Raw genomic sequence first — 11,778 nt, forward strand, 5'->3', positions numbered from 1 at the left:
CGACGATGGATGGCCGGCGCGGGGCTCTTCACCCCGGTTATGCTCACCCGGCCGTGCGCTCCTTGAGCCTCATACGCTGGTCAAAGACCCGCATCGCGCGCAAAAGGTCGATCTTTCTAAACGCCGGCCAGTATGGAGCGCAGAAGTAGACCGCCGACTCATGGCCGTTTGCAAGCCAGGGGAGGAAGTTGGACGTCCGGTAGTCGTTGCCGGTGCGGATGATCAGGTCAACGGGCGGTATGAGCGCACCGCGGTTGAGGTGGCGCTCGACGGTTGCGGGGTCAATGGTGTCCGGGTCGATGGCCCCCTGCCTGACCTTCTCCAGGATCGATCGGGCGGCGTGCACGATCTCGTTCCTGCCGCCGTAGGCTATGGCGACGTTGATGAAGTAGTTGCTGTATTGTCTGGTCGCCTCCTCCGCCGCATCGATGGCCTCAAGGAGGTCTGCGGGCAGGAGCGAGCGATCCCCGATCATCCGCACCCGGATGTGGTTCTTCTTAACCCGCTCGTCGTCCAGGATCGCCCTGAACTTCTCTTTAAAGAGTGTAAAGAGCGCCTCAAGCTCGCTCTCGTCCCGCCGGAAGTTCTCGGTGGAGAAGGTGTAGAGCGTTATCTGCTGCACGCCAAGTTCCTGCGCCCAGTTGAGCACCCGTTCCGTGGTGTCCGCTCCCATGCGGTGGCCGATCGACGTATTCACTCCCTGTTTCTGCGCGTACCGGCGGTTTCCGTCCTGGATCACCGCGATGTGGCGGGGGACGTGCCTCACCTGCCGCCTCAGGTAACGTTCATAGAGGGGTTCGATCCCCGATCGGAGTCTCAGAGCGGCGTCACCTCGACGATCATCCCATTGTTTGGGTAGCGTTCGACAACATACTTCTTCCCGGGGAGGTCGGCGCCGTGCTCGATGAGCACCCACCAGGCCATCTCGATCCTCCCCCCGGAGACTGTATAATCATCCTCTTCGAGAGAGGCAAGAAACGCGTCGACGGTTCCATCGGGTTCAAGCACCCCGTATACGACCGTTCCGTCATCAGTCACCTCATCAAACGGACGCGCGGTGTTGGAAGCAATCCGTTTAAGCCGTTCCCGCAGCTGGACGGAGTCCTTGAAGACCGACGAACAGAAATGAACTTTCGGGTCGGCAGAGAGGTTCTCCGCCCAGGCCCGAGCACCCTTCACGGCGTTGTGCACTCCGTCCTCGGGTTCGAAACCGCGTTTGCGCATGGCAGCGGCACAGGTCTCGCCCCACTCCAGTTCGTTGATGTTGAGGAAGTCGAGGAGCGGGAGGGCGGCGGCAAGGTCATCGATCCCGGGGAGCGACGGGACCTCGATCCCGACAAGGAACCCCATATTCCTGGCGATAACTGCTGAACAGGCGTAATCGGTCTCCAGGATGTAGGCCCAGACCTCCCGCGGGGGGTGCATCCGGATCTCGTCGACCAGCCCCTGCAACCGCCGGAGCACGGCCTCATCCGGTGCAAGACCGGTGTAGAGATGGATCTGATGTCCTGGCCCGAAATGCTCTTTGAGTGCCCGGCAGTAGTCCACAACCCGCTCGATCTCGAGCAGCGGCTCGCCGCCGGTGACACCGGTTCCAAGAGCGCTCATGCTCTCCGCGACCTCGATGGCACCGGCAGGGGAGGAGACCTGGTGTTCGTTTGCAAATATAACGTCCCGCCCTTTGCGCTCCCGCGATAGCGGGCAGTACCAGCAGCCGCGGTTACACCTCCCGGTAACAAAGAGGACCATCTTTGCCCCCTGGTGGCAGAGGACACACCCCGGGCTCAGGTAGCGCCCCTCCACTGCTGCTCCGGACTCCTGCGGCATGATGATAATAGTTATAAGACACACAAGATGAAAAAGGTTTGACGGTTGGTAGACGGATATCCCGGGATCCTCTCCGCCCCGGGTTGGCGGGGGAACCGGTGCCGCAATCCCCGGCGGCGGGCGGGACCATCAAATCAACGATTCTCTGATACAAACTCTCCACGGTTTTCCGGCAGCATGCGCGGCAGGCCATCAAACCACTTCTCCGATGCCCTCGGATCACCTCCGCGAGGGACGTCTTTTGCGGCTGACCGCTCCCGGCCCCCCAGGCGCCTGAAAGACGGGCTGGAGAAGCCGCGCCGGGCACGGAGACAGGGTCTTTGAGGAGGGTTCACCCGTGATGCTGGAGACGCCCTCCCCCGCACACTGTATCAATGGGGGATCGCCCCATGGGGAGGGAGACGGAGACGCTCCCCTCTCTTTGTATCTCATCCGGATACCCTCCTTTGTCGACCCCCATCCCTGTAACTGGGAGAGCATTTTTCATACACAACCCCGACCGGCCCCGATCTGGATGGGCCGGCAGTGCTGCGCGGCGATGCCCACCCGCGCCCCGGGGGGATCTGTTCATGAAGAGGTGTTGGTTTGATGCCCACAGGGATGCAAACGCGAGGTCTGTGTCCAATAATTAGATATACTTTACGAAGAGAACTACCGTGACGATGCCGGTTTCCAGCCGTGATGATGCCCTCTCCGAGGTTGTCGGGTTTGTCCTGCTCCTTGCCCTGATCGTTGTAGCGCTCTCGCTCTACCAGGTCTACGGCGTCCCGGCAGCAGGGAGGGAGAACGAGATCGCGCACATGAACCAGGTGAAAGACAGGTTCGTGGACTATAAGATTGCTCTGGACTCGCTCTGGATCGTTTCCATCAACACCGCAGGTTCCGCGGAGGGTATAACGCTCAGCACCCTGTTTGACCTCGGCACGATGGGGGGCAGCACGCAGGGGGGCGGCATTTTCTTCCCCGTTCTGGCTCCCATCGCATCAGGCGGGACATTCTCGGTGAACAGTTCCCCCGACAACTTCACAATCCTGATAAACGGGATTGAAAAGGTAAAGCTGGCCCCGATGGGCGATGTTTCCTACCAATCCTCGAACAACTACTGGATACAGCAGCGCTACTACTACCAGATGGGAGGGCTCTTCCTCGAGCAGGACTCGGGCACCACCGCCCGGCTGTCCCCCGCCGTATCGGTCTACAGGGTCAATACCGGCAATGCCGATAACCCGCAATATCGGTTGAAGGTAAAGATCGCCGCAATCCAGGTCATCGGCGGTCAGGAGATCGGGGGTCAGGGAATCGCCAGAGTGGATACCCGGCTCAGGGAAGGGGTTGGCAGAGAGACGTTCACCTCCGCTGGAAACATCACGGTTATGGTGGACGCGCATGACGAAAAGGCTGCTGCGGCGTGGAGGCAGGTCTTCATCGATGCTGTGGAGCGGGATGGCGTTGACTGGGGGACCGATCCCGATGCACGCCCGGTCTGTATTTTGAGAGAGGATAAACGGGTGTACATGATCTGTCGCCCGGAGACGGGGAGCGAGTCGACCCCGATCCAGGATGTAGACCTGGACGTCACCAGGGCCAATTTTACCGTTACACTCCAGCAGACGGTCGTGGCCTGATAGAGAGGAGGGATGACAGCGATGAAAGATACCGGTAGCATGGCAGTGCAGGAGGTTACCGGCTGCAAACTGCGAAACAACGAGCGCGCGGTCTCCGAGATCGTCGGCATCGCCCTCCTCCTCGCCGTCGTTGTAATGGGAGTCGGGATTGTCGCTGTCACGATTTACTCGCAACCGATGCCGGAAAAGACACCACAGGTCGAGATACTCATATCGGCCAGCAGCAACGTTGTAAGTCTGACACATAACGGCGGCGATCCCCTCGAGGAGGGTTCATTTTATGTCCTGGCTGATGGGACGCGCCTCACCGGCACGCCAACCCTATACGGCGGCACCTGGCCATGGTCGATCGGCGAAGTGCTGAACTACAGCGTGGACTCGACGCCAGATCAGGTGCTGGTCGTCTACGACGGAGGCGGTGGGGCGGTGCTCCTGAAGTCTGCGACCATCTCCGGGGCTGCCGGGACGGCCGGGCCTGACGTGCCGGCCGGACCTGGCGGCGGAGGAGGTAACTCGCAGGAGGATCTGGACGCCTGGGTGGTCGACCAGTTCGTAGGGCAACTGAAGAACAACTCGATCTACCTCGCCCAGGACATAAAAAGCAATAGCGATTTCTGGAAAAGCAGCGGTTTCTTCAACTTTACCCTCTCGGACGACGGGACGTATCTAGAAATTGCCAATAACGCGAACCAAGATCCGGGCAAATATAATTTCACGCAAGGGGATGTGATAAGCATCCATCTTACGGACTCGCCTATACGGTTCTTTGCCATCGGGTACGAGGGATGGCACATCTCAGCAGGCGATGTGACAGTCTACAAAAACGGTCAAAAGTTGACCAAAAATAACAAGGATTACATCAAAGGAGGGAGGATCTACGGTTACAGCAATTTCACGTCCTCGGTCATTATCAGGACAAGGAATAAAGATCTCCAGACGGAGTTATACATCAACAACACACCGATCATAAACGGCGCCTGGAACCAAACGATAACCCTTACCAACGTCAGGCCGGCTGAACCGACCCTTATGATCCTGGATATCTCAAAGAACGATCCAAACTACTTCCTCGGAACGGCAGATAGCATAACAGGCTACTCCTGATGGCTGCAAGGGGAGACGACGCAGCAGATATGAGACGATTGCGCAAACCATACACGGTGGAGAGCGAGGGAGGGGTCGCCGAACCCCTGGCGGCGGTCCTCCTCATAGCGGTCATCGCGCTCGGCATTGGAGCCCTTGCCGTAGCCCTCTTCTCCCAGCAGCCTCCCCCTGTCCTCCCATCGGTCACCTTTGACGTCAGCTACAGCGACAGCGGAAGCGTCGCCATCCGCCACGATGGCGGGGAGACGATACCCCGTGATCAACTCCAGATCTACATCGATAATGGGACAGTGGTGCAGGATAACCGAGCGTTCTACAAAGGTGATGAAAGAGAGAACTGGACCAACTGGAGCATAGGGGATATCCTCACATACACCCCCCCTGAGGCAGCAAACGGGCCGCAAAAGGCAGAGGTTTTGATGGTCTACTCAGACCTATCCGGGGGAGAATACCTGCTCTACGCCTCCGAAGGCTGGAAGGGACAGGTACCAGGAACCGCTACACCCCCACCCACAGTCACTGTAACACCCACAGGAACCACTACACCCACGCCCACAGCCACTGTAACACCCACGGGAACCGCTACATCCACGCCCACAACCCCAGTAATACCCACGGAAACCGCCACACCGACACCAACTACCCTGGTGGCAGACTTCACCGCCAACATCACCAGCGGTCAGGCTCCGCTTGCGGTCGCGTTCACCGATACCTCCACGGGAGGGCCGACCTCGTGGTCATGGGACTTCGGTGACGGCAGCACATCAACCGAGCAGAACCCGGTGCACACGTATACGAACGAAGGCCTCTATACCGTCACGCTGACGGTCGAAAACGCTCACGAAAACGATACGGTGAAGAAGACGGCTTACATCATTGTTACGGAGGAGCACGTCTCCCGGCTGGAGGTGAATTCAGTCCGGCAGATGTTTATTTTCTTCTGGTGGTACGCCCCGGTCAACGGCATCACGATCGATTATGCCGGAGATCTCGGAACGGGAGCGGATACGACTCCTTTCGTGCTCAGCAAGACTGATTCGGGCGACTCCGGGTTCACCGTTACCCTGACGGCGCCGGACGAAATACAGGTCCAGGTCTTGATATTCCCCATCACCATGGACTTCTATGGGTGGCGGGTCGGCGATACGTGGTACGAGAGCACGATAATCAGTGTACCGGTTGCCGAAGACGAAAGCCGGACAGCCACAGCGTTTTACATCTGATCCTGGGCCTTGTTGTAACCCCCTTGCTTGCTCGCTCCAGATGGCTGCAGTCAGGGATAACGCAGAGGCACGGCTTTCCACCGGGCTTGCGCACCTGGCGATGCTCGTGCTCCGGACGTTCGCACCTTCGGTCTTCTCCCGCTCTGGTTCGAACGAGCCGAAGCGCGGGTGGTGGGGGTTACAGAGATCCATTACAACGTGGAGACAGGGGAGGGAGAGACCCCCTCCCCGCGATCCGCCACCCGGAGTGGCGATAATCACCACGGTCAACTGCACGAGGACATGCCCGAGGAAAAAGGCCGACCCGGGGACAGGCCTGGTGTGGCACCACCCTCGTCAGGGAACGGATAAAGATCAAAACAGGGTTTCAACAGAGCGCGTTATGAGCCGTTGGCTCATAGATGACCATGAAAAACAGCGATGGCCGATCCATTGGTTCTCGTTGATACTTTGCATACCCCTGGAGGATTTTCATACCAGCCGATTCTGGAAAAACAGAACAGCGCCGGCCCGAAGAGAAAGGCAGAAAAGAGGGGATCTCACGGCCGCCCCGAAAACCCGTCTACGCCGGATCCTGGGGCTCTCTCACCCTCCCCTCATCCACCAGTTCGGTGTAGTCATCAAACCAGTAGGCCGCCGGGTTGCTCCTGTAGACCATGAACCGCCCGATATCCTCCGGTTTTGCCGCCTGGTTGTACTTGAAGTAGGTATAGTCATCCGTCATCCCCAGAACCTCAATCTTTCCGGTCGCGTGCGACATCACAAACCTGGCCTGCTTCGCAAGCCCCGAACAGAGCGACCGCGCCCGCTCAAAGATCCGGTAAGACTCCTCCACCGGCACCGCAAACGGCCGGTTCCCGACCGTTGGGCGGCACTGGAAGACGTAGTAGGGGACGATCCCGACAAACGAGAGTTTATCGAAGAGATCGGCAAGGACCTCGGGGTCGTCATTGATCCCGCGGATCAGGGGCGTCTGGTTCATGATGACCGCCCCGGCCTCCTTCAGGAGAGCGATCGCCCTACACGCCGTGTCGGTCAGTTCCCGTGGATGGCTGAACTGCGCCATGATGTAGATCCGCTTCTCATCCAGACTGTAATCGCGGATCATCTCCAGCAGCACCGGGTCGTCTATGATCCTGCAAGGATTGTATGCCGGCATCTTCGTCCCTATCCGTATGATCTGCACATGATCGATCTCACGGACCTGACGGACGATCTCACGGAGTTTATCCGTCTCCAGGATGAGGGGATCACCGCCGCTCAAGAGGACGTTGGTGATCTCGGGATGTTCACGGATGTAGGCAATCCCCGCCGAGACATCCCTGTTCACCTCACGCGCATCCTCGATGAAGAGGCGCTTCCTGAAACAGTAGCGGCAGAACCCCCCGCATAGATCGCTAACAAGCAGTAGAGCGGTCTGCCGGTACTTGTGCTGCAACCCCGGCACCCGGGTGTAACTCTGTTCCGATGACGGGTCAAGCCGACCCCAGGGCTCAAGTTCTTCGATCGTCGGTATGACCAGCCTGCGGATGGGATCCGCCGGGTCATTCCAGTCTATCAGCGAGAGGTAGTAGTCGTTTGAACGGAACGCAAAGGCGTCCGTCACCTCCGCAAGACGGGCACGCTCCTCCAGGCTGATACCAGGAACCTCATCAAGCGATGTGATGTAAATCGGGTTTCTGGTGTTCGCGGTTGGATTTTGAAGATCAGATTTCGAAGTCGTAAAAACACCTCCTGAGCGACACTCTTCAATGCAGGATGTGGTCTGAAATATCGGTGACAGGATGCACGAGAGCAGGGATCGCAAGATGCGATCTACCCAAAGGCTGCTACAGGCGTATCATCGAACTCATGCAGGAAATCGTCGCACCGGATCAGTTCATCGAGTGTCGGATTATGTTCTATAGATTCAGGGGGGCTAATGGTATTTATACGTTGGGCTGAAACCGCAACCCCTATGATAAATATCCACGTTTTACCCAATAAAAACGATACAACGACCAATACAAGCCACGTTTCAGAGACTCAGCAACGAGCAAATATGAAAAAGTTTTGGGCGAGCGGTATCGCACTACTTCTTTTTTTTGGCCATGGAAAGGATATCCACAACATATTTCCCTTCCTTCTCCAGCCCGAGAACCACTTCGTCTGACCTGGCCAGTTTCTCGATATTCAACTCGTACGACCCCGGGCCAAGGATACGGATGCTCTCGATCCGATCATAGACCTCGATCTTCTTCTGCCGATCATCCCTGACCTCAAGAACCTCCTCCCCCTTCTCACCGGCCATCTCTGCCGGCGTCTTCTCCTTCATCACATCCTCGTGACGTTCAGCCTCGCGGATGTAAAGGAACTTCTTTCCGCCGCAGCTTGGGCACCCTCTCAGTATCTTTGTCGAACCGTCCTCAAACTCCCGCCCGCATTGAGTGCACTTATGAGGCATATCTCACCTGCAAGTTGCCTTTCACCTCGACGATGAAACCCAGGCGCTGATAAGATCCTTATCCTTCCTGAGCGTCTTGAGCTGGTTTGCAGGCCCGATCACCGTCAAACGGGTCTCCGGGCGTCTCCCGCCGAAGAGTTTTCCCAGAAATCCACCCTGCGCCTCCTTGACAGGATAGGTCTCCATCTCGATCCCGGCAAACCCATCCGGCGATATCTCACGCATCGTGACCTCTATGAGTTTGCTCTGCTCCTCAGGCGCAAGCCCCTTCTCCAGGACAACAATGTTCCCCTCCATCACCTCGTCCAGGATCAGGTGAATCTTCTCCATCATGGTGAGCTTATCGAGGCGCTCTGCCGATATGAGGTCAATCTGTACACCCTGTATCATCCCCATCACCCGAAGTACTCCGTCATCTTCTCGTAGAGTTCTTCAACATTGGTACCCTCAAGACCGGATACCGGGATCACAGGATGCTGGGGAAACGCGCTCTTGATCCGCGCGGGGGAAGCATCCGGGAGATCGGTCTTGTTCGCGACTATCAGGACGGGGAGGTTCCTGCTCTCGATTATCCCGACAAGCATTATGTTCACCTGCTGGAAGGGGTCCTGCGTCGCATCAAGCACATAGATAACGCCGTCAATATCCTCACGAAGCCAGTGCATCGCCTCGGCCACGCCCTCCGTAGCCTCCCGCGCCCGCTTGATCGCTTCCTCCTTCTCAAGACCGTACTCCATGAACTCGTTGTAGTCGATCTTGGTCGTCACACCCGGGGTATCAACGATATCGAAGGTCACGGAACTCCCGTTCTGACCGGTGATGGTTATATTCTCTTTACGTCGCACACGCCTGGTTTCATGAGGGATCTCACTGACCGGTCCGACCGCATCACCGACCCAATCCCGCACAATCCGGTTTGCAAGCGTCGTTTTACCGGCATTGGGAGGACCGTAGATCCCGAGACGACTGGTCCGCTTCCTGAAGAACGCCTTCAAGAACCGTGAAATCTTTTTTCGTGTATTAACAAAGAACGCCATCAAGCTCCCTCAGGTAGGCAGGTTTGCCTGTACTTAAGTGAGATGTGGAACTCACAAATAAATATAGTTATATGTTCCTTCCAGCGCGTTTGCGGGATTTTGATGCCAATCACCTCCCACTCTGGTTAAGAGAATTCTTTTATACTGTTGAATCCTAGATAGACTTGCACCAGGAGAATTATTTCTTATAGCGGCCAGATCAGGAGAATCCCATGATGAACAATAGCAATGCCATCCGCTTCGAGACACGCATACCTCTAAGGGAGGTCATGCAGACTCATCCAGCGACAATCGACGTGGGAGAGACCGTCGCCCGGGCGGCACAGACCATGTGCCGCGCTGGGGTCGGAAGTTGCATTGTACTGCAAAACAGCCTCCCCACGGGGATAGTCACAGAGGAGGATATCAACTGCAAGGTTGTTGCAAAGAACCTGAAACCAGGTGAGGTCCGCGTAAGCGAGGTCATGAGCACCCCGCTGATCACAATCGGTGCCGACAAACTGGTCGAGGATGCCGCGGCAATGATGGTAAAACACCGCGTCCGCAGGCTCCCTGTCGTCGAGGACCAGATGGTCATCGGGATTGTGACCGTGAGGGACATACTCACCATCGCGACAGAAGTAAACGAACTGCTGGCCGATCTCATTGAAATTAACCGTGAAGAGGAGTATGCCATGGGCATCTGCGACCGGTGCGGCAACATGTCAGACGCACTATCACGGGTCGACAACCTCATGCTCTGTCCCGCCTGCCGCGAGGAGGAGCAGTTGCTATGAGAGTGGCCGCAGACCTGATGGTGGAGATACCCGCGTTGCGCTACGATGACCATGTCACGAAAGCGCGCAGCATACTCCGGGACGATGTCTTTCGCGAGGTCTACATAGTGGACGAGAGAGACCGCCTGCTGGGCTACATCGACATCTCCGATGTCCTGCGGGTTGTCGACACCAAGTCAAACATCACTGTCGATGGGTTTGTCCGGGAGGCCGCGCAGGTCACCCCGGACACGCCGCTTACAGAGGTCAGCAACGCCATACTGAACACCCGCACAAACAGCGCAGCTGTCGTTGATGAGGACGCTACATACCTGGGAGGGGTGCTATTCTCAGAGATCTTTCCAGTCCTCCTCTCTCATCGCGTCAACAACGGCAGGGTAAAGGATGTCATGTCGCATCACCCCATCACCTGCTCACCCGACGATCCCGTGAACCGCGTATACTCCCTGATCGTCGCGAGCGGCTTTAACTCGTTCCCGGTGATGCAGAAGGATAGGGTCATCGGCATCATATCCCGCCGGGATCTCCTGCGCGCCGGCAAGGTGCGCACATCCCTAAAGAACCAGGCAGACACCATCGTGGAGCGGGTTATGACAACACCCGTTATCACCGTGACACCGGACGATTCGCTCGCAGCGGCGGGCAGACTGATGGTCGAGCACGACGTCAGCATGCTGCCGGTCGTTGACGAGAAGAAGAGGCTTGTCGGTGTCATCGACCGTCACGATATCCTGGGTTACACCCGGGCTAAATAACGTATTTCAGGAAATAACTCCAGAAAGGAGGGATAACATGCAACCGAACCGCAGCAATTCAGAGAAGAGACCAGCCGACAGGCTCCTCAAGATGCCGGGCAAACACGACCGCGGCCCGATCGATTTCAAGACCAGGATCGCCGAACATGAAGGCGAGATTATGGCAATTGCCACCAGGGACGTTGTTGCTGCACAGCAGACCGCAACGATCATCCAGGCGGTGGAGATCATGACCCGGGAAGGGTTCCGGAGGCTGCCGATCGTCGATGCCGGGACGCACCGCCTTCGGGGGATAGTTACCGGCAGCGATATCATAGATTTCATGGGCGGCGGCGACAAGTATAACCTCGTCCAGGTTAAACACGGCGGAAATTTCCTTGCCGCCGTCAACGAGGAACTCCGCGAGATCATGACAGAACACCCGGTCACCATGCCGGCTACCGGGAGCATCGCCGATGCGCTCGACATCATTGTCAACCGCAAAATAGGCGGCATACCCATCACCGACAACAACGGAGAGTTGAAGGGCATCGTAACAGAGCGCGACGTGATGATGGTTCTCGCAACCGAGCACTCGCGCTGCAGGGTTGAGGACATCATGACCTCCTCAATCCGTGTAACCACACCCGATACACCTATCAGCAAGGTCTGTGAGAAGATGGTGAACTGCCGGTTCCGGCGACTCCCGGTCGTCACGGACGATGTCCTCTGCGGGATCGTCACCGCCACAGACATCATGCGCTACCTGGGGGAGGGGAAAGCCTTTGAGCACCTGACAACAGGAGACGCTGCCGAGGTGATGGCCACACCGGTGCGCCTCCTCCTCTCCGGCGAACTCTATACCACCACCCCTGATAAAAACATACATGAGGTCGCTCTCGAGATGCTCCGCCGGCAGGTGGGAGCGCTCCCGGTAATCGAGGATTCGCATCTTGTGGGACTCGTGACCGAATACGATCTGGTAAAAGCATTTTCCAGGGAGGGATGA

At 57.4% G+C, this 11,778-nt stretch carries 12 protein-coding genes; 6 read left to right on the top strand and 6 right to left on the bottom strand.

Annotation, left to right across the window (positions count from 1 at the left end; translation table 11 throughout):
• Positions 1-43: 43 nt before the first annotated feature.
• Together uppS and R6Y96_RS08600 are read right to left on the bottom strand one after the other, a co-directional pair.
• Positions 44-820, bottom strand: coding sequence for a polyprenyl diphosphate synthase (uppS, locus tag R6Y96_RS08595; protein ID WP_318622513.1), 777 nt, complete (start codon positions 818-820; stop codon positions 44-46).
• Positions 817-1,827 carry a radical SAM protein gene (locus R6Y96_RS08600; protein ID WP_318620906.1) on the bottom strand — a complete coding sequence of 337 codons (1,011 nt, stop codon included), beginning with the start codon at positions 1,825-1,827 and terminating at the stop codon, positions 817-819. Before R6Y96_RS08600 ends, uppS begins: the two co-directional genes overlap by 4 nt.
• Before the next feature lie 662 nt (positions 1,828-2,489).
• On the opposite strand from R6Y96_RS08600, the gene R6Y96_RS08605 reads away from it, so the two are divergent.
• The 3 genes from R6Y96_RS08605 to R6Y96_RS08615 are packed head-to-tail and all read left to right on the top strand — an operon-like array spanning position 2,490 to position 5,779.
• Entirely contained in the window at positions 2,490-3,452 is a 963-nt protein-coding gene (locus R6Y96_RS08605; protein ID WP_318620907.1) for a hypothetical protein, read from the top strand.
• Positions 3,453-3,464: 12 nt separating this feature from the next.
• Positions 3,465-4,556, top strand: a complete 1,092-nt coding sequence (locus R6Y96_RS08610) for a type IV pilin N-terminal domain-containing protein (RefSeq protein WP_318620908.1) — start codon at positions 3,465-3,467, stop codon at positions 4,554-4,556.
• A 29-nt stretch (positions 4,557-4,585) separates the two neighbouring features.
• Positions 4,586-5,779, top strand: a complete 1,194-nt coding sequence (locus R6Y96_RS08615; protein WP_318620909.1) for a PKD domain-containing protein — start codon at positions 4,586-4,588, stop codon at positions 5,777-5,779.
• Positions 5,780-6,341: 562 nt separating this feature from the next.
• Here R6Y96_RS08615 and R6Y96_RS08620 read toward each other — a convergent pair.
• The 4 genes from R6Y96_RS08620 to R6Y96_RS08635 all read right to left on the bottom strand — a co-directional run bounded on the left by R6Y96_RS08620 (position 6,342) and on the right by R6Y96_RS08635 (position 9,259).
• Positions 6,342-7,385, bottom strand: coding sequence for a KamA family radical SAM protein (locus R6Y96_RS08620; RefSeq protein ID WP_318620911.1), 1,044 nt, complete (start codon positions 7,383-7,385; stop codon positions 6,342-6,344).
• 465 nt (positions 7,386-7,850) lie between these two features.
• Entirely contained in the window at positions 7,851-8,222 is a 372-nt protein-coding gene (locus R6Y96_RS08625; protein WP_318620912.1) for a Zn-ribbon domain-containing protein, read from the bottom strand.
• Between the two features lie 21 nt (positions 8,223-8,243).
• On the bottom strand, positions 8,244-8,612 hold the full coding sequence (locus R6Y96_RS08630; protein WP_318620913.1) for a DUF2073 domain-containing protein: 369 nt from the start codon (positions 8,610-8,612) through the stop codon (positions 8,244-8,246).
• Between the two features lie 5 nt (positions 8,613-8,617).
• Positions 8,618-9,259, bottom strand: a complete 642-nt coding sequence (locus R6Y96_RS08635) for an Era-like GTP-binding protein (RefSeq protein ID WP_318620915.1) — start codon at positions 9,257-9,259, stop codon at positions 8,618-8,620.
• Between the two features lie 212 nt (positions 9,260-9,471).
• Here R6Y96_RS08635 and R6Y96_RS08640 point away from each other — a divergent pair, with 212 nt between their 5' ends.
• Genes R6Y96_RS08640 through R6Y96_RS08650 form a run of 3 tightly spaced genes read left to right on the top strand, consistent with a single transcriptional unit; the run spans position 9,472 to position 11,778 of the window.
• A complete protein-coding gene (locus R6Y96_RS08640; protein ID WP_318620917.1) occupies positions 9,472-10,035 on the top strand; it encodes a CBS domain-containing protein in 564 nt (187 codons plus the stop codon).
• Positions 10,032-10,790, top strand: a complete 759-nt coding sequence (locus R6Y96_RS08645) for a CBS domain-containing protein (RefSeq protein WP_318620919.1) — start codon at positions 10,032-10,034, stop codon at positions 10,788-10,790. Before R6Y96_RS08640 ends, R6Y96_RS08645 begins: the two co-directional genes overlap by 4 nt.
• A 37-nt stretch (positions 10,791-10,827) precedes the next feature.
• A complete protein-coding gene (locus tag R6Y96_RS08650) occupies positions 10,828-11,778 on the top strand; it encodes a CBS domain-containing protein (protein ID WP_318620921.1) in 951 nt (316 codons plus the stop codon).

Source organism: Methanoculleus receptaculi (assembly GCF_033472595.1).
Classification (GTDB): domain Archaea; phylum Halobacteriota; class Methanomicrobia; order Methanomicrobiales; family Methanoculleaceae; genus Methanoculleus; species Methanoculleus receptaculi.

What these genes read in the sequence shown, in the direction of transcription:
- R6Y96_RS08600 (WP_318620906.1), bottom strand. Translation starts at nt 1,827, where the DNA reads ATGCCGCAGGAGTCCGGAGCAGCAGTGGAGGGGCGCTACCTGAGCCCG.
- R6Y96_RS08605 (WP_318620907.1), top strand. Translation starts at nt 2,490, where the DNA reads ATGCCGGTTTCCAGCCGTGATGATGCCCTCTCCGAGGTTGTCGGGTTT.
- R6Y96_RS08610 (WP_318620908.1), top strand. Translation starts at nt 3,465, where the DNA reads ATGACAGCGATGAAAGATACCGGTAGCATGGCAGTGCAGGAGGTTACC.
- R6Y96_RS08615 (WP_318620909.1), top strand. Translation starts at nt 4,586, where the DNA reads ATGAGACGATTGCGCAAACCATACACGGTGGAGAGCGAGGGAGGGGTC.
- R6Y96_RS08625 (WP_318620912.1), bottom strand. Translation starts at nt 8,222, where the DNA reads ATGCCTCATAAGTGCACTCAATGCGGGCGGGAGTTTGAGGACGGTTCG.
- R6Y96_RS08630 (WP_318620913.1), bottom strand. Translation starts at nt 8,612, where the DNA reads ATGATACAGGGTGTACAGATTGACCTCATATCGGCAGAGCGCCTCGAT.
- R6Y96_RS08635 (WP_318620915.1), bottom strand. Translation starts at nt 9,259, where the DNA reads ATGGCGTTCTTTGTTAATACACGAAAAAAGATTTCACGGTTCTTGAAG.
- R6Y96_RS08640 (WP_318620917.1), top strand. Translation starts at nt 9,472, where the DNA reads ATGATGAACAATAGCAATGCCATCCGCTTCGAGACACGCATACCTCTA.
- R6Y96_RS08645 (WP_318620919.1), top strand. Translation starts at nt 10,032, where the DNA reads ATGAGAGTGGCCGCAGACCTGATGGTGGAGATACCCGCGTTGCGCTAC.
- R6Y96_RS08650 (WP_318620921.1), top strand. Translation starts at nt 10,828, where the DNA reads ATGCAACCGAACCGCAGCAATTCAGAGAAGAGACCAGCCGACAGGCTC.